The organism is Hyphomicrobium sp. B1 (assembly GCF_049532635.1).
Taxonomy (GTDB): Bacteria; Pseudomonadota; Alphaproteobacteria; order Rhizobiales; family Hyphomicrobiaceae; genus Hyphomicrobium_B.
Genome location: NZ_CP134871.1, coordinates 2,471,516 through 2,494,301, shown reverse-complemented (window position 1 = coordinate 2,494,301; position 22,786 = coordinate 2,471,516). Strand labels below are relative to the sequence as shown.

At 60.3% G+C, this 22,786-nt stretch carries 23 protein-coding genes; all 23 read right to left on the bottom strand.

What is annotated here, in order from left to right; all coding sequences use genetic code 11:
• Positions 1-6 precede the first annotated feature (6 nt).
• Entirely contained in the window at positions 7-717 is a 711-nt protein-coding gene (locus tag RLW55_RS11960; RefSeq protein WP_409560584.1) for an ABC transporter ATP-binding protein, read from the bottom strand.
• Positions 718-722: 5 nt separating this feature from the next.
• The gene (locus RLW55_RS11955) at positions 723-2,039 is read right to left on the bottom strand and encodes a lipoprotein-releasing ABC transporter permease subunit (protein WP_423414308.1); all 1,317 of its coding nucleotides are present in this window, start codon (positions 2,037-2,039) and stop codon (positions 723-725) included.
• A gap of 87 nt (positions 2,040-2,126) precedes the next feature.
• Entirely contained in the window at positions 2,127-3,659 is a 1,533-nt protein-coding gene (gene proS / locus RLW55_RS11950) for a proline--tRNA ligase (RefSeq protein ID WP_423414307.1), read from the bottom strand.
• Between the two features lie 174 nt (positions 3,660-3,833).
• Positions 3,834-4,100: a DUF1467 family protein gene (locus RLW55_RS11945; protein ID WP_423414306.1), complete on the bottom strand. Its 267-nt coding sequence runs from the start codon at positions 4,098-4,100 to the stop codon at positions 3,834-3,836.
• 35 nt (positions 4,101-4,135) lie between these two features.
• On the bottom strand, positions 4,136-4,540 hold the full coding sequence (mce, locus tag RLW55_RS11940) for a methylmalonyl-CoA epimerase (protein ID WP_409560588.1): 405 nt from the start codon (positions 4,538-4,540) through the stop codon (positions 4,136-4,138).
• A 47-nt stretch (positions 4,541-4,587) separates the two neighbouring features.
• Positions 4,588-6,303: a ribonuclease J gene (locus tag RLW55_RS11935; protein ID WP_423414305.1), complete on the bottom strand. Its 1,716-nt coding sequence runs from the start codon at positions 6,301-6,303 to the stop codon at positions 4,588-4,590.
• Positions 6,300-7,073 carry a biotin--[acetyl-CoA-carboxylase] ligase gene (locus RLW55_RS11930; RefSeq protein ID WP_409560590.1) on the bottom strand — a complete coding sequence of 258 codons (774 nt, stop codon included), beginning with the start codon at positions 7,071-7,073 and terminating at the stop codon, positions 6,300-6,302. The genes RLW55_RS11935 and RLW55_RS11930 overlap by 4 nt, the downstream gene beginning before the upstream one ends.
• A 6-nt stretch (positions 7,074-7,079) precedes the next feature.
• Entirely contained in the window at positions 7,080-8,543 is a 1,464-nt protein-coding gene (nuoN, locus tag RLW55_RS11925; RefSeq protein WP_423414304.1) for an NADH-quinone oxidoreductase subunit NuoN, read from the bottom strand.
• Positions 8,540-10,039 (bottom strand): NADH-quinone oxidoreductase subunit M, encoded by a 1,500-nt coding sequence (locus tag RLW55_RS11920; RefSeq protein WP_409560592.1) that lies wholly within the window; start codon positions 10,037-10,039, stop codon positions 8,540-8,542. The genes nuoN and RLW55_RS11920 overlap by 4 nt, the downstream gene beginning before the upstream one ends.
• Positions 10,036-11,994 carry an NADH-quinone oxidoreductase subunit L gene (gene nuoL / locus RLW55_RS11915; RefSeq protein WP_409560593.1) on the bottom strand — a complete coding sequence of 653 codons (1,959 nt, stop codon included), beginning with the start codon at positions 11,992-11,994 and terminating at the stop codon, positions 10,036-10,038. The genes RLW55_RS11920 and nuoL overlap by 4 nt, the downstream gene beginning before the upstream one ends.
• Before the next feature lie 6 nt (positions 11,995-12,000).
• Complete coding sequence (gene nuoK, locus RLW55_RS11910; protein WP_013948504.1) at positions 12,001-12,309, bottom strand: NADH-quinone oxidoreductase subunit NuoK; 309 nt, start codon at positions 12,307-12,309, stop codon at positions 12,001-12,003.
• Positions 12,306-12,956, bottom strand: a complete 651-nt coding sequence (locus RLW55_RS11905) for an NADH-quinone oxidoreductase subunit J (protein WP_409560594.1) — start codon at positions 12,954-12,956, stop codon at positions 12,306-12,308. Before RLW55_RS11905 ends, nuoK begins: the two co-directional genes overlap by 4 nt.
• Before the next feature lie 13 nt (positions 12,957-12,969).
• Positions 12,970-13,458 (bottom strand): NADH-quinone oxidoreductase subunit NuoI, encoded by a 489-nt coding sequence (nuoI, locus tag RLW55_RS11900; RefSeq protein ID WP_423414303.1) that lies wholly within the window; start codon positions 13,456-13,458, stop codon positions 12,970-12,972.
• Positions 13,455-14,540, bottom strand: coding sequence for an NADH-quinone oxidoreductase subunit NuoH (gene nuoH, locus RLW55_RS11895; protein ID WP_409560596.1), 1,086 nt, complete (start codon positions 14,538-14,540; stop codon positions 13,455-13,457). The genes nuoI and nuoH overlap by 4 nt, the downstream gene beginning before the upstream one ends.
• 6 nt (positions 14,541-14,546) lie before the next feature.
• Positions 14,547-16,643 carry an NADH-quinone oxidoreductase subunit NuoG gene (gene nuoG / locus RLW55_RS11890; RefSeq protein ID WP_423414302.1) on the bottom strand — a complete coding sequence of 699 codons (2,097 nt, stop codon included), beginning with the start codon at positions 16,641-16,643 and terminating at the stop codon, positions 14,547-14,549.
• A gap of 20 nt (positions 16,644-16,663) precedes the next feature.
• Positions 16,664-16,999: a pentapeptide repeat-containing protein gene (locus RLW55_RS11885; RefSeq protein ID WP_414463217.1), complete on the bottom strand. Its 336-nt coding sequence runs from the start codon at positions 16,997-16,999 to the stop codon at positions 16,664-16,666.
• Positions 17,000-17,004: 5 nt separating this feature from the next.
• Positions 17,005-18,291: an NADH-quinone oxidoreductase subunit NuoF gene (gene nuoF / locus RLW55_RS11880; protein WP_409560598.1), complete on the bottom strand. Its 1,287-nt coding sequence runs from the start codon at positions 18,289-18,291 to the stop codon at positions 17,005-17,007.
• 5 nt (positions 18,292-18,296) lie between these two features.
• The gene (gene nuoE, locus RLW55_RS11875; protein WP_423414301.1) at positions 18,297-19,538 is read right to left on the bottom strand and encodes an NADH-quinone oxidoreductase subunit NuoE; all 1,242 of its coding nucleotides are present in this window, start codon (positions 19,536-19,538) and stop codon (positions 18,297-18,299) included.
• A 230-nt stretch (positions 19,539-19,768) separates the two neighbouring features.
• Positions 19,769-20,236, bottom strand: coding sequence for a hypothetical protein (locus RLW55_RS11870; protein ID WP_414463219.1), 468 nt, complete (start codon positions 20,234-20,236; stop codon positions 19,769-19,771).
• 96 nt (positions 20,237-20,332) lie between these two features.
• On the bottom strand, positions 20,333-20,764 hold the full coding sequence (locus RLW55_RS11865) for an SRPBCC family protein (RefSeq protein WP_423414300.1): 432 nt from the start codon (positions 20,762-20,764) through the stop codon (positions 20,333-20,335).
• A 6-nt stretch (positions 20,765-20,770) separates the two neighbouring features.
• Positions 20,771-21,961 (bottom strand): NADH-quinone oxidoreductase subunit D, encoded by a 1,191-nt coding sequence (locus RLW55_RS11860; protein WP_409560602.1) that lies wholly within the window; start codon positions 21,959-21,961, stop codon positions 20,771-20,773.
• A gap of 2 nt (positions 21,962-21,963) precedes the next feature.
• Positions 21,964-22,413 carry a thioesterase family protein gene (locus tag RLW55_RS11855; protein WP_409560603.1) on the bottom strand — a complete coding sequence of 150 codons (450 nt, stop codon included), beginning with the start codon at positions 22,411-22,413 and terminating at the stop codon, positions 21,964-21,966.
• 10 nt (positions 22,414-22,423) lie between these two features.
• Entirely contained in the window at positions 22,424-22,753 is a 330-nt protein-coding gene (locus RLW55_RS11850) for a hypothetical protein (RefSeq protein ID WP_423414299.1), read from the bottom strand.
• Positions 22,754-22,786 lie beyond the last annotated feature (33 nt).

Genomic DNA, 22,786 nt, shown 5'->3' with positions numbered 1-22,786 from the left:
GGCGCCTTAACGCGTTTTGGACAGCGAAATTTCGATCAGCTGGCCTTCCTGGACTTGCAGCACGCGGTCCATGCGCGCTGCCAGCTCCATATTGTGGGTCGCGATCAAGGCTGCAACGCCCTGGCGGCGGATGACGTCAACGAGTTGCACGAAAACGTGGTCGGACGTGTGCGGATCTAGATTGCCCGTCGGCTCATCGGCCAGCAGAAGGCGGGGGCTATTCGCCAAGCCACGGCAGATGGCAGTGCGCTGCTGCTCACCGCCGGACAACTCGGCAGGACGATGCTCCGCACGCTGCGCAAGCCCGACGCCGGCAAGAAGTTCGTGCGCATGGGCTTCGGCGGCCTTGCGGCTTTTGCCGAGAATGAGCTGCGGAATGACGACGTTTTCCAGCGCGCTGAACTCGGGCAGCAACTGGTGGAACTGGTAGACGAAGCCGATTTCCTTGCGACGCAGACGTGTGCGCTCGGCTTCTGTCATCGTGGCGCAGTCGCGTCCGTTGATGACGACCCGACCGCTCGACGGCGATTCAAGTAGGCCCGTGATGTGCAAAAGCGTCGACTTACCAGCACCGGAAGGGCCGACGAGCGCCACGGCCTGACCCGGCCAAAGCACGGCATCGACGCCGCGCAGCACCACGACTTCCTTCTCGCCTTGGCGGAAAGAACGCGTGACGCCCTCAAGCTGCAGAATTGGTGCGATCGGTTTGTTTTCCATGCGTCCTACTCGTACCGCAGGGCTTCGACGGGATCGAGCTTCGACGCCTTCCACGATGGATAGAGCGTCGCGATGACCGAGAGCACGAGCGCCATCACGACAATGCCGCCGGTTTCGTGGAAATCGATCTCGGCTGGAAGCTTCGTCAGATAGTAGACGCTCGGGTCGAATACGGTCGTACCCGAAACCCACGAGACGAAGTTTTTGATGCTCTCGATATTCCAGCAGAAGAGCACGCCGATGACGAGACCGGCGAGCGTGCCGACGATACCGATCGATGCGCCGGTTATCAGGAATATGCGCATCACTGCGCCTTTGGTGGCGCCCATCGTTCTGAGAATGGCGATGTCACGGCCCTTGTCTTTCACGAGCATCATCAGGCCGGAGATGATGTTCAACGCCGCAACCAGCACGATCAGCGACAGGATGATGAACATGACGTTGCGCTCAACTGAGAGCACGTTGAAGAACGTCTCGTTGCGTTGACGCCAGTCGTTGACGGCGATCGTCGGGCCGCCCGCATTCTTGATCAGATCGTCGTAGTGATCGACGTCCTCAGGATTGTCGACAACCACTTCGACGACATCGGTCTCGCCCGTCTTTGAGAAATACTTCTGCGCTTCGGCCAGTGGCATGAAAATCATCATGCGGTCGTATTCCGACATGCCGAGCTCGAAGATCGAGGTGATTTGATAGGCTTTAGATCGCGGCGCGGTGCCGAAGGGAGTCGAAGCGCCACGCGGCGACACAAGCGTGACCATATCGCCCAGGCCAACGTGAAGCTGGTTGGCAAGACGCACGCCCATAGCGATGCCGTGCTGGCTGTCGAAGCCATCGAGCGTTCCGGCGCGCATATTTCCGGAAACGAGCTTCAAGGATTTGATGTCGCTTTCGCGCAGGCCGCGCACAAGTCCGCCCAGCGCCTGGGTGCTGGAGGAAACCATGACTTGGCCTTCGATCACCGGCATCGCGATTTTGACGCCAGGCACTTTGCTGATCCGCTCAGCGACTGCATCATAATCGGTGAAGCGCTCGCCGATCTTCTGCACAATGACGTGGCCGTTCAGGCCCATGATCTTGGAGAACAGGTCGTGTCGGAAGCCGTTCATCACGGCCATCACGATGATTAGCGTGGCGACGCCGAGCATGATGCCGAGAAAGGAGAACCCGGCGATGACCGAGATGAAGCCTTCCTTGCGGCGCGCGCGGAGGTAGCGGCCCGCGATCATCCACTCGAAAGCGGAAAACGGCGCCGTCCCGCTTATGGCACCTTGGTCGGCGGGCACTCCAGCGGACACCCCACCGTGCGCTGAAACTGTCATCGAGCCCTCACTGTCGTTGCCCCATTGCGCGCCGCATCGCAGCTCCCTGTGTCGCAGTTAAGGCCATCTCACCGCATTGCGGCCGTTTTAGTATGCGCGGGCGATAAGCACATACTCTTTCGCGGGTTCTCCCGTGAAGAAACATTTACTTGCGGGCGCGTCTTGAACCAGAGGCGCATTGCGAATCGTAAGCTTCAGAGCCTTCAGGCGATCTGCAATTCCTTCCAGGACCTCGCCATCAGGGCGCGACCACGGGACACGGACCCAGCCTTTGAAGGCGCCCGCCTCGTCTTCGCCCTCGCCAGGGCCGAAATAGTCAGCCAGCTCGTCGAACGTCGTCATGTTGGTGATGATGTTGCCGTCGAGCCGCGCCTTGGCTTCGGCGAACAGAGTGCCTTGAATATCCTTGAGAAGTGCTGGGGCACCGGCGACGAACTCGTCGCGCGGCATGGTGGTCGAGATGACCTTGTCGCCATCGCGCAGACGATCGCGGCGCATGAACGTGACGTTGCCGCCGCTAGCATCGCGGCCGCCAACCTCGACAATGACGGGCGCGCCGCGGCGGACCCAGTTCCAACGCTTCTCGGCCGACTTGATCGGCTTCAGATCGACGAGGGTGCGGACACCGGCTGCTTTCAGGTCTTTCTCAATTGAAGCGCAATATTCGATGAGCGCGGCATCTTCCGGCTTCTCGCGTAGCATCGGGACAATGATGATCTGGCGCGGCGCGATCATCGGCGGCAAGCGAAGGCCATCGTCGTCTCCGTGGGTCATGATGACACCACCGATGAGACGGGTCGACACGCCCCAGCTCGTCGTATGGCAATAGGTCAGCTGGCCTTGCGCATTCTGGAACTGGATGTTCTGCGCTTCGGCGAAGTGCGTACCGAGATAATGGGACGTACCGGCTTGCAGCGCCTTGCCGTCCTGCATCATGGCTTCGATGGAATAGGTGTTGTCGGCGCCGGGAAATCGCTCATTAGGCGGTTTTTCGCCAGCCACAACCGGCATCGCGAGAACGTCTTCAGCGAACGTGCGATAGACCTCCAACATCTTCAGCGTTTCAGTGACGGCATCGTCGCGGTCGGCGTGAGCGGTATGACCTTCCTGCCAGAGGAATTCTGCCGTGCGTAGAAACAGACGCGTGCGCATTTCCCAGCGCACGACGTTGGCCCATTGGTTGATCAGTAGCGGAAGATCGCGATAGCTTTTCACCCAGCGCTGAAACGCATCGCCGATGATGGTTTCCGACGTCGGACGGACGATCAACGGTTCTTCGAGCTTGGCGTCGGGATCGACGACGAGCTTGCCGTCTTCGTTCTTCAGGCGATGATGAGTGACAACCGCCATTTCCTTGGCGAAGCCTTCGACGTGCTCGGCTTCCTTGGCGATGAAGCTCATCGGGATGAAGAGTGGGAAATAGCAATTGTCGTGCCCCGTCTCTTTGATGCGGGCATCGAGATCGGCCTGAATACGCTCCCACACGCCCCAGCCCCATGGCTTGATGATCATGCAGCCGCGGACAGGGCTCGTCTCGGCCATGTCGCCGTCACGGACGACGGCCTGGTACCACTCGGGGAAGTTCTCCTCGCGGGAAACGGAAAGCGCGCGCTTGCTCATCGTACCGACTTTATGCTTCTGGCGGACCCGTAGCCGCGGGCCTAGCCTATTCTAGGGATCAGCGCGCATAGCCGCTTGGAATGCCGCTTGCAACACGTCGCGCAGGTGCAAGCCCCAAATTGGTGGAATTATGTGCGAAATTTGCGCTTAAGGGCCGCCGGACGGGTTCGCCGCCTAGTTGCCGACGTGAATGAGGCCTGTTGAGATCTGCAAAAGGTCGACCTTTGCAGCGACAGCGTAAACGATCGCGAACACCACGCACGTCACGACCGTATTCACGAGGAAGACGCGTAACGGGTTGATTCTGTGGGGCGCACTTTCGGGTGTGCCGGGCACGACGTCGCCCGCTTCACCCTGTGTTTTTGCAAAGAACGGCAGGACCGTAAAAAGCGTGATGAACCACAGGCAAAAGAACGTGGCGACGGCGATCGAGGTTCGCATGACGAGACCCTTCGAACTAGAGCCAGAGGCTCGGTTTACACCTGTTCCAGCTCGACGAGGGTGCCGCAGAAGTCCTTCGGATGCAGGAACAGCACGGGCTTACCGTGCGCGCCGATCTTCGGAGTTCCGTCGCCGAGCACGCGCGCACCCTGGGCCTTCAACTGGTCACGCGCAGCAATGATGTCGTCAACCTCATAGCACACATGGTGGATACCGCCGTCAGGAGATTTTTCAAGAAACTTCGCGATAGGCGAAGCTTCGCCAAGCGGCTCCAGAAGCTCGATCTTGGTGTTCGGAAGCTCGATAAACACGACCCTGACGCCGTGCTCGGGCTGATCCGTGGGCGCGCCGACTTTGGCTCCCAGAGCGTTCTTATAGACGCCCGAGGCCTTTTCGAGGTCCTTGACCGCGATGGCAACGTGGTTCAGGCGTCCGATCATGCTCCGTTCTCCGATGTGGGATTGAGATTTGGCGAAGTTTCGAGACTTCAGCCCCTGCCATCCACCACGGAGAGGAGCACTTTGACAACAGGCTTCTTGCCCCAGGCTTCGTTAATGGCCGAGCGCACAGCCCTTTGAACGGCTTCCTGGACCATGCCGTGGTCGGCCCGCCGCTTCGGCGGAATGGAGCGGAGCGTGCCATCGATGGCATCGAGCACGATCTCGCGCATCGAGTCACCGTCTCGGTCCGCGGCCGGAATGCCTTCGAGCACGACGCCGGGTTCACTCAGAATTTCGCCACGGCGGGACAACGCCATCGCAACGACGGCGATGCCAACGAACGATAGCTTGCGGCGCGCCTTCACCGGTCCTTCGACGTCGGGCACGATGAGATTGCCGTCGCGATAGAGACGGCCGACAGGCGCCTCGTCGATAACAGAAACCGGCTCCGGCCAGAGCTTCAGGATTTCGCCATCAACAATGGTAAACGTCTGCTCGGCGCCGCAAGCGCGCGCGAGCTTGGCGTGTTCCCTGAGATGCCGCGCTTCGCCGTGCATCGGGACGGCAATCTTCGGGCGAAGCCAGGAATACATGTCTCTCAGTTCGTCGCGACGGGGATGACCGGTGACGTGCACGAGCGCTTCGGCGTCGGTGACGATTTCGGTACCGAGTCGCGCCAAAGCATTCTGCACGCGCGAGACGGCGCGTTCGTTGCCCGGAATGGTGCGCGACGAGAAGATGACGAGATCGCCCTTATCCAGCGAAATGTCCGGATGCTCGTCTTCGGCGATACGCGCGATGGCGGCGCGGGGCTCACCCTGGCTGCCGGTACACAGCACGACGACTTTATTGCGCGACAGATCCGAAAAGCGCTGCTGATCCAAATACGTGAAGTTCGGCGGCAAGTAGCCGGTCTCAATCGCAACTTCGATAATCCGATGCAAAGCGCGCCCTGCAACGACGAGCGTGCGCCCCGCGGCCTGCGTCGCGGCCGCAATCGAAGCAACGCGGGCCACATTCGAGGCAAAGAGCGTGACAGCGACACAGCGCGGTGCATCGGCGATCAGCTTTTTCAGCGTTTTGGCGACGTCCTCTTCCGAGGCCGAACGCCCTTCGCGCATGGCATTCGTCGAGTCGCCGACAAGCGCGAGCACGCCCTCATCGCCGAGCGACTGCAGCTTCGCGGCATCATGTGGACGGCCGACGACGGGCGTCGGATCGAGCTTCCAGTCGCCGGTATGGAATACGAGGCCCGCGGGTGTGCGGATCGCGAGCCCGTTGGGCTCAGGGATCGAATGCGTGAGGCATACGAGTTCAATATCGAAAGCGCCCGCTTTGAAGCGACCCCCAAGCGGAACCTCTTTGATGGGCAGCGAAACGGAACCTCCGAACTCGCCGGCTTTCGTCTTCAGCATTCCTGCCGTGAACGGTGTCGCGAAGATCGGGCATTCCAGCGAAGGCCACAGGTCGATGACGGCGCCGATGTGATCTTCGTGCGCGTGGGTCAAGACGAGGCCAGCGATGTTCTTGCGTTCGGGAACGATAAAGCGGAGATCAGGCAATATGACGTCGGCGCCGGGTTCGCCCTCGTGCGGGAATGTCACGCCGAGATCAACCATCAGCCACGAGCGCGCGCGCGGTGGACCGAAGCCGTACAGATAGACGTTCATGCCGATCTCACCGAGACCGCCAAGCGCCATGAATACGAGTTCGTCTGAATTAAACTTTCCGGAGGATGGGGATGACGTCGGACGTTCGCTCATGAATCCCCATCGCGCGCGACTTCGCCGACCAAGGCAACGTCACCGTAGTTGACTTCCCTGACGGCGCCGCCGACCTCGGCCAGCAGAGCACCGGTTTCCGCCAGTCCCTGATAGGTTCCGGAGACGGGCCCCTGGGTTGTATTGATCGTTATCCGTTCCCCGAGCGGACCGGCGCGTTCGATCCAGGCCTCGCGGATCGCAGCAAAATTCGCTCCAGCGTTCCAGCAATCCAGCCAATGGAAAACGCGTTCCGACAGGACGTCGAGCAAGGCACTCGGTTCAGGTGATCGACCGAAATGGCCGAGTGCAGTAGCAGCGCGCCCAAGCGCGTCCGGAAAAGTCACAAGATTCAATCCAAAACCCAAAATAGCTAAAAAGCCGGAGCCTTCCCGTAACGACGTGCTCTCGACCAGAATTCCACCGGCTTTGGCAAACCCAATCAAAATGTCGTTCGGCCATTTGAGGCGAAGTTCGGCCTCCGAAGCAAGATCCATTGTCGCTCGAATGGCGTCTATGACTGAAATTCCTGCCAGAAGTGACAATTGGCCCGCTTTTTCCATTGGCGCAGTGCAACGAAAGGCCAAGCTGGCGTGAAGATTTCCCGTCTGGGAGACCCACTGTCGCCCGGAACGCCCCCTACCCCCGGTCTGGACGTCGGCGATGACCCATAGGGGCAGCGGTTCACCCGCCAGTCCTAAGCGCGTAGCGTCGGCGTTCGTCGAGCCGGTCTGGGCGACGTGGACGATTCGCGGCGGCGGGACTTCATCCATCAGTCATTAAAGCGGATGCGCCGACACCAGGACTGAGGCGGCGGCGGTGGCAGCGTCAACGATGGCACCACCGACGAACGGCAGCACGAATGCGGCCGCGAAAACAGCCGACAGCGCCATGACAGCGGAGGTTCGGCCTTCGCGCGGCGAGAACGCCTCGGCCGGTTCATCGAAGAACATGACCTTCACGATGCGCAGATAATAGTAGGCGCTGATGACGCTCGAAACCATGCCGATGACCGAGAGCGGATAGAGCCCTGCCTTGATGGCCGGAAGGAACACGTACCACTTCGCCCAGAAGCCCGCGAGCGGCGGAATGCCTGCAAACGAGAACATCAAAATCGCCAGGATCGTCGCGAACGTCAGATCGGAGCGCGCGAGCCCGGCCAAATCGGAGATGCTTTCGACGTAGCGGTCGCCGCGGCGCATTGACAGGACGCAGGCGAAGGCGCCGAGCGTCATGGCGACGTAGATCGCGAGATAGATCAGTACGCCGCTCGTTCCCTCGGGACTGTTGGCGGCGAGGCCCACCAGCGAGAAGCCGACATGGCCGATCGACGAATAGGCGAGCAGCCGCTTGATGTTGGTCTGACCGATGGCGGCGAACGCGCCAAGCGCCATAGACGCGATCGACAGGAAGATGACGATCTGCTGCCATTGCGGCGCGGCTGCGGGCATTGCGGCTTGCGTGAATCGCAGCAAGAGTGCCATCGCAGCGATTTTCGGCGCGCCGGCGAAGAAGGCCGTCACCGGCGTCGGCGATCCCTGGTAGACGTCGGGCGTCCACATATGGAACGGCACGGCGGCGATTTTGAAAGCGATGCCGACAAGCACAAAAACGAGGCCGAACGTCAGGCCGACGTTCGTCGCCATTTCCGGCAAGCCAGCAGCGGATGCGATCGACGCGTAGCTCGTCGAGCCAGTGACGCCGTACAGGATCGAAGCGCCATAGAGCAGCATGCCTGACGACAGCGCGCCGAGCACGAAATACTTCAGACCCGCCTCGCTCGAACGGACATCGTCGCGGTTGAAGGCGGCCACGACGTAAAGCGCCAGCGATTGCAATTCGAGTCCAAGATAGAGCGCGATGAGGTCATTCGCCGAAACCATCATCAGCATGCCGAGCGTCGCTAGCAGCACCAGCACCGGATATTCGAACAACAGCAGCTTCGCGCGCGTGAAGTTGTCGAAGGTCATCAGCAGCGTCAGCGCCGCACCGACGAGAATGACGATCTTCAGGAAGCGGGTGAAACTGTCGGATACGAACGCACCATTGAATACCGTTGCGGAGCCGCCTTGCTCGAAAACGGCGATGGCGACGACGACCAGCAGGCCGATGGCCAACCACGAGACGACGCGGCCAGCCGCTTCACCGTTCTTCATGAAAACGCCGACCATCAGCAGCGCGATGGCGCCGAGCGCGAGGATGAGCTCGGGCAGGACGACTTGCAGGACCGTGCTATCGATCATTGGTATCCTCGCGTCGTCAGCGATGCGGCCGCCGTTGCCTGGGCCGACTGATAATTTTCGACTAGGTTCTTCACCGACGTCGCCGTCACGTCCAGAACCGGCGACGGATATACGCCATAGAAAATGGTGAGCAGGATCAACGGCGCCAGGATCGCAACCTCACGCGGCGACAGATCGAGGATGCTCTTGAGGTTCGCCTTTTCCAGCGCCCCGAAAATCACGCGCCGATAAAGATAAAGCGCGTAAGACGCCGAGAGGATCACGCCCGTCGTCGCGATGATCGCAACCCAGGTATTGGCTTTAAACGCCGCGAGCAAAGTCAGGAATTCGCCGATGAAGCCGCTGGTGCCAGGCAGGCCGATATTCGCCATCGTGAAGACCATGAAGGCGAAGGCGTATTTCGGCATACGCTCGACGAGGCCGCCGTAAGCTGCGATCTCACGCGTATGCATGCGGTCGTAGATAACGCCGACGCACAGGAACAGCGCCGACGAGACGATGCCGTGCGAGAGCATCTGGAAGATGGCGCCGTCAACGCCCTGCTGGGTCGCCGAGAAGATGCCCATCGTCACGTAGCCCATGTGCGCAACCGACGAATAGGCGATCAGCTTCTTCATATCTTCCTGAACGAGCGCGACGAGCGAGGTGTAGACGATCGCCACGATCGAGAGCGTGAAGACGAAGGGCGCGAGATCGGCAGATGCGTTCGGGAACATCGGCAGCGAAAAGCGTAGGAAGCCGTAGCCGCCCATTTTCAGCAGAATGCCGGCGAGAATAACGGAGCCTGCGGTCGGCGCTTCAACGTGAGCATCGGGCAGCCACGTATGAACAGGCCACATCGGCATCTTGACCGCGAAGGATGCGAAAAACGCGATCCATAGCCACCATTGCATTTCAGGCGGGAACTTCGTTTGCAGCAGCGTCGGGATGTCGGTCGTACCGGCGTGCCAGTACATCGCCATCATGGCGAGCAGCATCAACACAGAGCCGAGCAGCGTATACAGAAAGAACTTGAAGCTCGCGTACACGCGGCGCTTACCGCCCCAGACGCCGATGATGACGAACATCGGGATGAGGCCGCCCTCGAAGAACAGATAGAAGAGCACGATATCAAGCGCGCAGAAGACGCCGAGCATCATCGTCTCGAGGATCAGAAACGCGATCATGTATTCCTTGACGCGGATCTGTATCGACTGCCAGCTCGCAAGAATACAAAGCGGCATCAGGAACGTCGTCAGGATGACGAACAGCATCGAGATGCCGTCGACTCCCATCTTGTATTTCAGGGGGCCAAGCCAGTTGTATTCCTCAACGAACTGAAAGCCGGCAGACGAGCTGTCGAAGTTGATCCAGATCAGCAACGACACAGCAAAGGTGACGAGCGTCGTCCAAAGCGCGATCCAGCGCGCATTGCCCTTCGCTTCGGCGTTTTGCGTCGCGATCAGCACCGCTCCGATGAGCGGGAGGAAAATCGTGACCGAGAGAATGTTGCTCATTTGAGCACCCCGCCGAAGAGCCCGTTGTACGTCAGCCACGTGAGGATGGCGGCGACACCGATCAGCATCGCGAAGGCGTAGTGATACATGTAGCCGGTCTGCAGTTTGACGACCCGGTCGGTGACGCGGACAACGCCTTCCGCCGTACCGTCGATCGCGCCGTCAATGATCGTTCCGTCGCCGCCTTTCCAGAGCAAGCGGCCGAGCGCGAAGGCTGGCTTCACGAAGATGAAGTTGTAGAGTTCGTCGAAATACCACTTATTCAACAGGAACAGGTATAGCGGCTTGAATGCCCTTGCAGTGGCTTCGGGAAGCCAGGGCGCGCCGATGTAATAAACCCAGGCAACGACGAAGCCGAAGATCATCGCGATGAACGACGAGTAGCTGACCCATTCCGGCACGTCGTGCATCTCGTGCAGGATGTGGTTGTGCTCGCCGGTAAAGATTGCAGCGCCCCAGAACTCCTTCTGGTCATGCCCGATGAAATACGACGTGAAAACGACACCTGCCAGCGCAGCGCCGATCGAAAGGACCGCGAGCGGGATCATCATCGAGGGCGGGCTTTCGTGCGCGTGATCATAGGTGTGATGATCGGCGCGGGTGTGTCCGTAGAAGGTCATGAAGACCAGACGCCACGAATAGAACGACGTGAACACCGCCGCGATGACGAGGGCCCAGAAGGCATAGTTGTTCGGCGTCGCCGCCGCATAGGACGCTTCGATGATCGCGTCTTTCGAATAGAAGCCCGCAAACCCCGTCAAATGCGGAATGCCGACGCCGGTCAGCGCAAATGTGCCGATCAGCATGGCGGCAAACGTCCACGGGATTTTCTTACGCAGTCCGCCCATCGCGCGCATGTCCTGCTCGTGATGCATCGCGTGGATGACGGAGCCTGCGCCAAGGAACAGCAGCGCCTTGAAGAACGCGTGCGTGAAGAGATGGAAGATGCCGGCGCCATAAGCGCCGATGCCGCACGCAACGAACATGTAGCCCAGCTGCGAGCAGGTCGAATAGGCGATGACGCGCTTGATGTCGTTCTGCACGAGGCCGACGGTTGCAGCAAAGAACGCTGTAATCGAGCCAATCAGCGTTACGAACGCCAAGGCATCCGGCGCGAGTTCGAAGATCGGCGATAGCCTAGCAACCATGAACACGCCGGCGGTGACCATGGTGGCGGCGTGGATGAGCGCCGATACCGGCGTGGGTCCCTCCATGGCGTCGGGCAACCAGGTGTGCAGCAGAAACTGCGCTGACTTGCCCATCGCGCCCATGAAGAGGAGCAGCGAAATCGTCGTCAGGATGTCGACGTCATGACCGGCGAAGCTAAACGTCTTGCCGACAGCGCTCGGCACAGCCGTGAAGAGCGTATCGAAATTGACGGTGTGAAAGACGAAGAACAGGGCGAAGATGCCGAGCGCGAAGCCGAAGTCGCCGACACGGTTGACGACGAAGGCCTTTATCGCCGCGGCGCATGCCGACGGCTTCGTGTACCAAAAGCCGATGAGCAGATAGGACGCGAGGCCGACGCCTTCCCAGCCGAAGAACATCTGCACGAGATTGTTGCTGGTCACGAGCATCAACATCGCGAACGTGAACAGCGACAGATATGCAAAGAAGCGTGGACGCGAGTCGTCCTCGTGCATGTAGCCGATGGAATAAAGGTGCACGAGGGAGGATACCGTCGTCACGACAACGAGCATCACCGACGTCAGCGTATCGACTTTCAACGCCCACGAGATGTCGAGTTCGCCGGATGTGATCCAGCGCATCAGCGTGATCTCACTCGTCTGGTGGCCAAGCGCGACCTGGAAGAAAACGATCCAGGACAACACCGCGGCGATCATCAGAAACGAGGTGGTGATGATCTCGCACGGCCGCGGGCCGATAGCGCGACCGAAAAAGCCCGCGATGAGCGCGCCTGCGAGCGGCAGGAATACGATGGCGGCGTAGATCATCCCGCCTCACCCCTTCATCATGTTGATGTCTTCAACCGCGATGGAGCCGCGGTTGCGGAAGTAGACGACCATAATCGCGAGACCAATGGCAGATTCGGCGGCGGCGACCGTCAGCACAAAGAGCGCAAAGACCTGGCCGACGAGGTCGCCGTTGAAGTGAGAAAACGCCACGAGGTTGATGTTGACCGCCAGCAGCATCAACTCGATCGACAGCAAGATCACGATGACGTTCTTGCGGTTGAGGAAGATGCCGAAGATACCGAGCGTAAACAAGCACGCGGCAACGACGAGGTAATGTCCAAGACCGATGGTCATTCGGCTGCCTCCGGGTGCTTTGCAGCGGGCGGGATCACAGAGCCGCCGCTTGGGACCTTGATGACTTCGAGGCCAGTTTTCGGTCCGCGCGCGACCTGGGCGGCGATCGACTGGCGCTTCACGGCGACACGATGCTTCAGGGTCAGCACGATGGCGCCGATCATCGCCACGAACAGGATCAAGCTCGCGCCCTCAAAGAAGTAGACGTACTTCGTGTAGAGTATCTCACCGAGCGCCTGCGTATTGGTGATGCCGGAGCCTGCGGCAGGAACCGGCGACGCGACGTTGAGAGACGAAGCAGCCGTCAAACCGCGATAGCCGACGAGCGCCAGAATTTCAGCGAGAACGATGCCGCCGACGACCGCGCCGACTCCGGCATTTTTGATGAAGCCGGCTTTCAGTTCCGCAAAGTCAACATCGAGCATCATCACGACGAAGAGGAACAGCACCGAGACCGCACCGACGTAGACGATGACGAGCAGCATCGCCAGGAACTCGGCATTTAGCAGAACAAAGAGCCCGGCGGCGTTGAAGAAGGCGAGGATCAGGAACAACACGGCGTGCACCGGGTTTTTGGTCAGGATGACCATCGCGCCCGATGCTACCGCGAGAACCGCGAAGATATAAAAGAAGAGAGCCGATGCCATTTCTTCTCTTCCCTCACCGATACTTCGCGTCGAGCGCGAGGTTTTTGGCGATCTCGCGTTCCCAGCGGTCGCCGTTCGAGAGCAGCCTGTCCTTGTCGTAGAAAAGCTCCTCGCGCGTCTCCGTCGCGAACTCGAAGTTCGGGCCTTCGACGATGGCATCGACGGGGCAGGCTTCCTGGCACAGACCGCAATAGATGCATTTCGTCATGTCGATGTCGTAGCGTGTCGTGCGACGCGTGCCGTCGTTGCGGCGCGGGCCAGCTTCGATGGTGATCGCCTGAGCCGGACAGATCGCCTCGCAGAGTTTGCAGGCAATGCAGCGTTCCTCGCCGTTCGGATAGCGACGGAGCGCGTGTTCGCCGCGAAAGCGGGGCGACAGCGGGCCCTTTTCATAAGGGTAGTTCAGCGTCTTCTTCGGCGAGAAGAAGTAGCGCATCGTCAAAAAGAACGCCGAGACGAACTCGGTCAGAAAGAGCGACTTTACGCCCTGCGCCATGTTCATGAGAGGAAGCCTCCGAATTGCAGCACGGCGGCGGTGAGGATCACCATGACGAGCGACAGCGGCAGGAACACTTTCCAGCCGAGGCGCATCAACTGGTCATAGCGATACCGCGGCACCATTGCCTTCACCATGGCGAACATGAAGAAGACCATCACGACTTTGATCAGGAACCAGAAAATTCCAGGGATGGCATTGAGCGGCCAGATATCGAGCGGCGGCAGCCAACCACCGAGGAACAGGATCGTCGTCAGCGCACACATGGTGGTGATCGCGACGTACTCGCCGAGCATGTAGAGAAGATAGGGCGTCGAGGAATATTCGACCATGAAGCCCGCGACGAGTTCCGATTCCGCTTCGACGAGGTCGAACGGCGGCCGGTTCGTTTCAGCCAGCGCCGAGATGAAAAAGACGACGAACATCGGGAACAGCGGCAACCAGTGCCAGTCTAAGAACGAGTTTGTTAGGCCGAGTCGCGTGCCAATACCGGCCTTCTGCGCATTGACGATATCGGTGACGTTGAGCGAGCCGACGCAAAGGATCACGCAGACGATCACGAAGCCGATCGAAACTTCATAGGAGACCATCTGAGCTGCCGAGCGCAAGCTGCCCATGAATGGATACTTCGAGTTCGAGGCCCAGCCGCCCATGATGATGCCGTAGACACCGAGCGACGAGATGGCCGTGAGGTAAAGAATTCCGACGTTCATGTCGGAAATGACCCAGCGGCCGGAGGTAAGACCGAAAAAGCTGCCTTCGTTGACCGGTATGACCGCCCAGGAAGCGAGTGCGAATACGGCCGTCGCCAGCGGCGCAAGCAGGAATACGCCCTTGTCGGAACCTGCCGGAATAATCGGTTCTTTCAGGACGAATTTCAGAAGATCGGCAAACGACTGCAACAGGCCGAATGGACCGACGACGTTCGGCCCGCGCCGCATCTGCACGGCAGCCCAGACCTTGCGATCCATGAGCAACAGGAATGCGATTATGATGAGCAGAACCACGAGCATGAGCAGCGAGAAGCCGATCAGGGCCAGAATGTTCCAGCCGTAGTCCGTCATGAAGGTCTGCAGCGATTCGAGCATCCGTCCCTACTCCGCCGCCTTGAGTGGCTGCGTCTTTGAAGCTTTCAACGCGCTCATTCCTGCCATCACGGCCGAAGCGCGCGCGATCGGATTCGTGAGATAGAAGTCGAGCACGGCCGGAGCGAAAGGCTCGGAAGATGCTTGGCCGGTCAGCTTGGCGAGCGTCTCCAAGCCAGACACGGCGCGCATCTCAACCGTGTCGAGGGCAGCAAGTTGCGGGCTCGCCCGGTACATGGCGGCGCGCAGCTCCTTGATATTGTCATAGGGAAGCGTGGCGCCAGCGCGCTGCGATAGGGCGCGAAGGATCGTCCAATCTTCCTTGGCGTCGCCCGGCGGGAAGACAGCTTTGGCAGTTTGCTGCACGCGGCCTTCCGTGTTGACGTAGGTCGCGTTCTTTTCGGTGTACGCGGCGCCCGGCAGAATGACGTCGGCGCGTTCGGCGCCTTTATCACCATGCGTACCCTGGTAGACGACAAAGGCTTTCGGGCTGAGCTTGGAAAGATCGCACTCGTCGGCGCCGAGAAGATAAAGAAACTCGGTGTCGGGTCCGAGAATGCCTGCGGTGTCCTTGCCGCCCTTCTCGGGCACGAAGCCGAGATCGAGCCCCGCGACACGCCCCGCGGCAGTGTGCAGGACATTGAAGCCGTTCCAGCTCGCTTCTTTTCCGGCCGAAGCGGCAAGGAGAATGCGTGCTGCAAGCGACAGCACTGCAAGCCCATCGGGCCGTGCAAAAGCGCCTTCGCCAACGATGACCATCGGCTTGGCGGCAGCTTTCAAAACTTCGGCGAACGGATGCCTGCCGTTGGCGATTTCCGTCAGGGTGTCCGGCCCGGCGCCAAGATAGTCGTAGCCGTAGGCTAGATCGACTTTCGGGCCGACGACGCCGATCTTCGTCGGCGCGGACCGCCAGCGCTTGCGAATGCGGGCATTGAGCACCGTCGCTTCAATGCGCGGATTGGCGCCGATCAGCAGAATTGCGTCGGCCTGCTCGATGCCTTCGATCGAAGAATTGAAGAGATAGCTCGCGCGGCCGAGCTTGGGATCGAGCCTGTCACCCGACTGGCGGCAATCGAGCGATTTTGCGCCGAAGCGGGTGAGAAGATCTTTCAGCGCGAACATTTCTTCCGCACCGGACAGATCGCCCGCTATCGCACCGATCTTGTCGGCAGGCGTAGCTTTCAATTTCTCCGCGACGAGGCCCAGCGCTTCGTCCCAGCTCGCCTGCACGAAGCGGCCGTTCTTTTTGATGTAGGGCTGATCGAGACGCTGCGTTTTCAGTCCGTCCGAGACGTGCCGCGTCTTGTCGGAAATCCATTCTTCGTTCACGGCATCGTTGTTGCGCGGAAGGATGCGCATGACCGCCGCGCCGCGTACGTCCGCCGCGATGGCGGAGCCGACGGCATCCATGACGTCGATTGTCTCGACGGCTTCCATTTCCCAGGGCCGCGCGGCAAACGCCCACGGACGGTGGGTTAGCGCGCCGACCGGGCAGAGATCGACGGCGTTCGCGCTCATCTCGGACATGATGCCGTGTTCGAGATAGGTCGTGATCTCGGCATCCTCACCACGGCCGATCAGGCCTAGCTCTTCGACGCCGGCGACTTCCGTCATGTAGCGGACGCAGCGCGTGCAGTGGATGCAGCGCGTCATCATCGTCTTGATCAGCGGACCGATGTGCTTCTCTTCGACGGCGCGCTTGTTTTCGTGATAGCGCGAGCCACCCATGCCGAAGGCCATCGCCTGATCTTGCAGATCGCATTCGCCACCCTGATCGCAGATGGGGCAATCGAGCGGGTGGTTGATGAGAAGAAATTCCATCACCCCTTCCCGCGCTTTCTTGACCATTGGGGACGAGGTGTTGACGACTTTCGGCGAGCCGTCCTTGTTCGGCGGCAGATCGTTGACGAGCATCGCGCATGAAGCGACGGGCTTGGGAGAGCCTTGCACTTCGACGAGACACATGCGGCAGTTACCGGCAATCGACAAGCGTTCGTGATAGCAAAAGCGCGGAATGACAGAGCCCGCCATTTCGCAGGCGTGCATCAAGGTCGTGCCGTCCTCGACCTCGATCGGTGTGCCGTCGACTATGAGTTGCTTTGACATTGATCAGCGAGCCCTTGCGTTCAAACCGCTTCATGGCCGGCACGCCAATAGGCGAGCAGTTCTGTAACGGGAATTCCTTCGATGGTCATGCCTTCCATGCAGCTGTCCTTGATAGAGGCGCCAGCAAGATTGGCCTTCTCGATGCACATTCCCGACAAGTTGACGTCGTGCACTTTCCAGCCAGACATGTTGAGATCGTCGAAGGAACATCCAGAAAGATTGACGTTGTGATACCGGCCGCCGGATAGGTTCACGTTCTCGAACGTGGCGCCGGACAGATTCACGTCATCAAACACCGAACCCGAGATGACGGCGCGTCGGACTTCAAGCCGGTGTTTCTCGTTTTCGATTTTCATTCTGCTTACTCCGCCGCCACACGGGCATGTTTGGCTTTATAGTCGTCGATCCGCTGCTCGATCACGGGGCGGAAATTGTTGATGAGACCCTGGATGGGCCAAGCCGCCGCGTCGCCTAGCGCGCAAATCGTATGACCTTCGATCTGCTTGGAGACTTCAAACAGCAAATCGATTTCGCGCTTTTCCGCTTCGCCACGCTCCATGCGTTCCATGACACGCCACATCCAGCCGGTGCCCTCGCGGCACGGCGTGCACTGGCCGCAGCTCTCATGCTTATAGAAGTAGGCGATGCGCCGGATGGCGGCGATGATGTCGGTCGACTTGTCCATCACGATTACGGCGGCGGTGCCGAGACCGGAGCCGAGCTTGCCGAGCGCGTCGAAGTCCATCGTCACGGCTTCGGCCTGCTCAGCGGTGATGCAGCGAACCGACGAACCACCTGGAATAACTGCCAGCAGATTATCCCAGCCGCCGCGAATGCCGCCGCAGTGACGGTCGATAAGTTCCTTCAATGGAATGCCCATCTCTTCCTCGACGACGCACGGGCGTTCGACGTGACCTGAGATCTGGAAGAGCTTGGTCCCGGTATTATTCGGCTTGCCGAGAGCCGCGAACCACGCCGATCCGCGGCGCAGGATTTCGCCGGTCACCGCGATGCTTTCGACATTGTTGATCGTCGTCGGCGCGCCGTAGAGTCCGACATTGGCGGGGAACGGCGGCTTCAGGCGCGGCTGGCCCTTCTTGCCTTCAAGACTTTCGAGCATCGCCGTCTCTTCACCGCAGATATAAGCGCCGGCGCCGTGGTGGACGTAGAGATCGAAGTCCCAGCCATGAATGTTATTCTTGCCGATGAACTTCGCCGCATACGCCTCATCGATGGCCAGCTGCAGCGCTTCGCGTTCGCGGATGTATTCGCCGCGCACATAGATGTAGCAGGCGTGCGCTCGCATCGCGAAGGATGCGAGAAGCGCTCCTTCGACTAGTAGATGCGCGTCATGGCGGAGGATCTCGCGGTCTTTGCAGGAGCCGGGCTCCGACTCGTCGGCGTTGATAACGAGATAGCTCGGGCGCGCATCCGCCTTCGGCATGAACGACCACTTGAGGCCGGTCGGGAAGCCGGCGCCGCCGCGTCCGCGCAGGCCCGACTTCTTCACCTCATCGATGATGTAGTCATGGCCCTTGTCGATGAAGAACTTGGTGCCATCCCATACGCCACGGCTCTGCGCGCCCTTGAGGCTGACATCGTGGAAGCCGTAGATATTACGGAAAATCCGGTCGCGATCATGCAGCATGCGCGCTACCCCTTCGGCTTTTCGCCGGCTTTGCTTTCGGGACGCCACCCGGAAGCAAGCTTCTGAGCCTGCTCAATCCACTTGTCACGGGTAACGCGGCCCTTGAACCCGTCAAGCTGACTTTCGAACCAAGCGACGTTCTCGGGCGTCCACTTGGCAATCTGGTCGAAGTGCCAAATTCCCATTGCGTTCAGCTTCTCCGCCATCTTATCGGCGACACCCCAGATCAAGGATAAATCGTCGGGCGCGCTGCCTCCGAGCGGCTCCTTGAGAAGCTCGGGCTGGACGATAGCGATTGCCGGAGCCGCCTGCTCGGCAGCTGCCGCAATCGCGCGGTCGCGGATCATGTCGGACTTGATCTTATCGAGCTCGCCGGCGCTCAATGCCTTGCCGCCGCCGCGCGCTTCGAGTTCCTTGACGAGACCGGCGTTCGCCATCGCGGTCAGGGCCGCGGGATGCAGCGGTGCGCTGCCGGATTGCGCGTTCGCCGGCGATGCCGGAGACGTCCCGGTCGCAACCTGCTCTTTGTGTGCTGGCGAAGCCAGAGCCGAAGGCGGCGTCGATTCTTTCGGCTGGTCTTCGGCGCCACCCGACGATTCCTCGAACCGCTTTTTCCAGGCGCCGATGGTCGATCCGTCGTAAAGCGTCGCGTCGGTCAGCGACGTCGGTCCGGAAGACGGGCAGGATGCGGTGCGTCCAGTCTGGGAACCGGGCTTCGGCTTACTGTCGGCGAGGAAGGCATCCAGGAGCTTGTCCAGCTGCTCAGCCGTCAGATCCTCGTAGGTATCCTTGTGGACCTGGACGACAGGGGCGTTGGCGCACACGCCAATGCATTCGACCTCTTCCCACGACAGCGTACCGTCGGCGTTCGTTTCGTGGGCGTGCTCGTTGATGCGCTTCTTGCAAACGGAGATGAGATCGCCGGAGCCGCGCAACATGCAGGGCGTGGTACCGCAGACCTGGATGTGCGCCTTGCTGCCCACGGGCGACAGCTGGAACATCGTGTAGAAGGTCGCAACTTCCATGCCGCGTATGTGGGCCATACCCAGCATATCGCAAACGAGCCTGATCGCCGGCTCAGGAAGCCAACCGCCCGCCTGCTCCTGCGCCCGCCACATCAGCGGAATGATCGCGGAAGCCTGCTTGCCTTCGGGATACTTCGCGATTGTCTCGCGGGCCCATGCAAGATTCTCAGCCGTGAAAGCGAACTGGGCAGGTTGCTCAGGATTCAGTCGGCGAACGGCCATTCACGGCTCCCTCGAACGTCAATCCTAATGTCGCCGGAGCATAATGAGCGAACGTCGCGGGACGATTTGCCCGTTATGCTTCACGTCTAATCACTCGGCGACATTAACTCTCACTTCGTTACGCGGTCCAGTACGAGGATCGCGGACGCAAAGCAAGCATTTGTCCATCTGTCACATGTGACAAGTGATGATCGTCATCAGCGTTCAGGTGCGACGATACGCGCGCGAGATTACGGTGTCGCAGACGGAGGCGGCGCCGCCGATTCCGAGGGGAGCAGCCCGCGCCGTTGCAACGTCTCGGTCGGCTTCTCGGTCGCCCATCTGCGTTCGGAGAATCCGAGCGGCACAGCAAGCCAGCCAAGCAACAACAGGAACGTCGCGACCGGCGCCAGAAAGAGCGCGACTTGCGATCCCACGCGCAGGAAGCCCGTCCAAATGGCCGCGAAGAGAAGCCCCAGCACGATAATCACCCAACCACCGTCGTCAGCGCCGCGCGCGGTCGCGAATAGCAATGCCGAGAAGAGCCCGACGAGACCGATCAGAACAGGGATGAACGGAAGATCGGCTTGCAGCGCGCCCATCGGCCAGCCGCGCGAACGGGCAAAAAGCCGATAGGTCGCGAGGCTCAAGCCCCATCCGAGGGACGCGACCGCCAGCAGAAAGAGATTGTCGACCATGGGGGCTGCACCGGGAAGCATGTTGGAGTCCTTCTGCGCAATGCCTCGAAATCTATCCTCCGGCTATCATACCGGCCCCCCCACGCGGGGGGATAAGTTTTTTTTGGGCGACGACCGCTAGCTCCCTTCAGCGCGCGCTTTCAACTTGCCGTTCATGGCCTGAAATCCGCGTTCGGTCGCGGCGAGGATACCGCCGACAAACGGCACCAGAAGACCTGAAAATGCTTCCGAGTGCGTGAAAAGCGTGTTTGGTCCCTCTGCGCCAAGCACGAACCGGTGCTCACCCGTGAAGAGCCCCGGAATGGGAAGCGATCCGCGCCAGCAGAAGCGTTGTTCGGGGACGAATTCGGCGACGACTGGCCGAAACGTCTGCGGCTTTCCGCCCGGCGGCGCGATAACCACCTCGAGCTTGCCGCCGACACGCTTTTCCCCGGAGATGCTGCGAATAAAAGGGTTCCAGCTCGGGTAGGCGTGGAAGTCCATCAGGACGGACCAGACGCGCGACGGCACAGCCCGGATCAGCACCGCCGTTTCGATCACGCGCGCCATGGCGAATCAGCGGTCGATTTCGCCGAAGACGATATCGAGAGAGCCGAGGATCGCCGAGACGTCGGCGAGCATGTGGCCGCGATTGATGTGATCCATCGCCGCCAGATGCGGGAAGCCGGGAGCGCGGATCTTGCACCGATAGGGCTTGTTCGAACCGTCGGCGACGAGATAGACGCCGAATTCGCCCTTGGGCGCTTCGACGGCCGCATAGACTTCGCCGGGCGGTACATGGATGCCTTCGGTGTAGAGCTTGAAGTGATGAATGAGCGCTTCCATCGAGCGCTTCATCTCTGCGCGCTTGGGCGGCACGACCTTCTTGTTCTGGGCGACGTGCGGGCCTTGGCCGCTGGCCGACTTCAAAAGCTCGCAGCACTGCTTCATCAGCTTGGTCGACTCACGCATTTCCTGCATGCGGATGAGATAGCGATCGTAGCAATCGCCGTTCTTGCCGATCGGGATATCGAAATCGAGTTCGGCATAGCATTCGTAGGGCTGCGCCTTGCGCAGGTCCCAGGCGGCGCCGGAGCCGCGGACCATGACGCCAGAAAATCCCCACGCAAACGCTTCATCGAGCGAGACGACGCCGATATCGACGTTGCGTTGCTTGAAAATCCGGTTCTCGGTCAGCAGACCATCGATGTCGTCCAGAACCTTCAGGAACGGATCGCAGAAAGCGTAGATATCGTCGATCAACTGATCGGGCAAATCCTGATGGACGCCGCCGATGCGGAAGTATTTGGCGTGCATGCGCGAGCCTGATGCGCGCTCATAGAACACCATCAGCTTTTCGCGCTCTTCGAAGCCCCAGAGCGGCGGAGTCAACGCGCCGACGTCCATCGCCTGGGTGGTGACGTTCAAGAGATGGGACAAGAGGCGCCCGATCTCGGAATAAAGCACGCGAATGAGCTGTGCGCGGCGCGGAACTTCCAAACCTAGAAGCTTTTCGGCTGCGAGGCAGAACGAATGCTCCTGATTCATCGGCGCGACGTAATCGAGGCGATCGAAGTAGCCGATCGCCTGCATGTAGGTCTTGTGCTCGATCAGCTTTTCGGTGCCGCGATGGAGAAGCCCGATGTGCGGATCGACCCGCTCGACCACCTCGCCATCGAGCTCGAGCACCAAGCGCAGCACGCCATGCGCTGCCGGGTGCTGGGGCCCGAAGTTGATGTTGAAATTGCGGATCTCAGTCTCGGCCATGTTCAAACGGTCCCGCGCGTGATGGGTGCAAGCCTGGCGATCTTCGCCTTTTCGTTCACCCGCTGCTCGAACTTTTCCCAGTTGACGACCATACGCTGATGCTCGCCCTCGCCAATTAGGTCAATGCCGTCGTGGGCTTTGACATGAAAATATAGGCGGCGGCCAGCAACTTTCGTGCATTCGGCGTCGACCGTCACCGTTTGTCCGGGGACTGTGGCGGCGAGGTGCGAAACATTGATGTGGATGCCAAGCGAGCCCTCCCCCTTGTCGAGGTGAGGCGCAATGATGTGTAGGCACGTCCATTCCATCAGGCCGACCATGTAGCCTGTTGCGAACACCGTCGGCATGAGCTGGAACTCATGCGCCTCGGGGTAGAGATGCGGCACGGTCTTCGTCGCGGGAACACGATACGTAAATTGTGTCTTGGCGCCGGGATGAAGCGTATCTTTCATGGCACGCCGCTCATACGCGATCCTTCAGATTGCGGATCGTGATGTAGAGGCTCGAAGCCGTCCCTGCGACTGCAAACAGGCCAACGAAAAAACCCCAGAAGTGCGGCCCCGTCGTGCGTCCGAACCACGGATAGAGAAGCTCAAACAGCGCGGAGACGAAGATCACGCCCAGCGGCACGACAATGGTGCCGTAGGGCAGAAAGCGGCATACGGCACCAAGAACCAAGCCCGCCACAGCGCGCGGCCAGTCGATGATAAAGGCCATGGTCATGAAGGCTGCCGCGATTGCGACGCTAGCTTCCAGTTGCATTGCGATCCGGGTCCTGTGCATCACCGCCATTTCGCACCTCCGACAACCTCGTTACCGGCAACT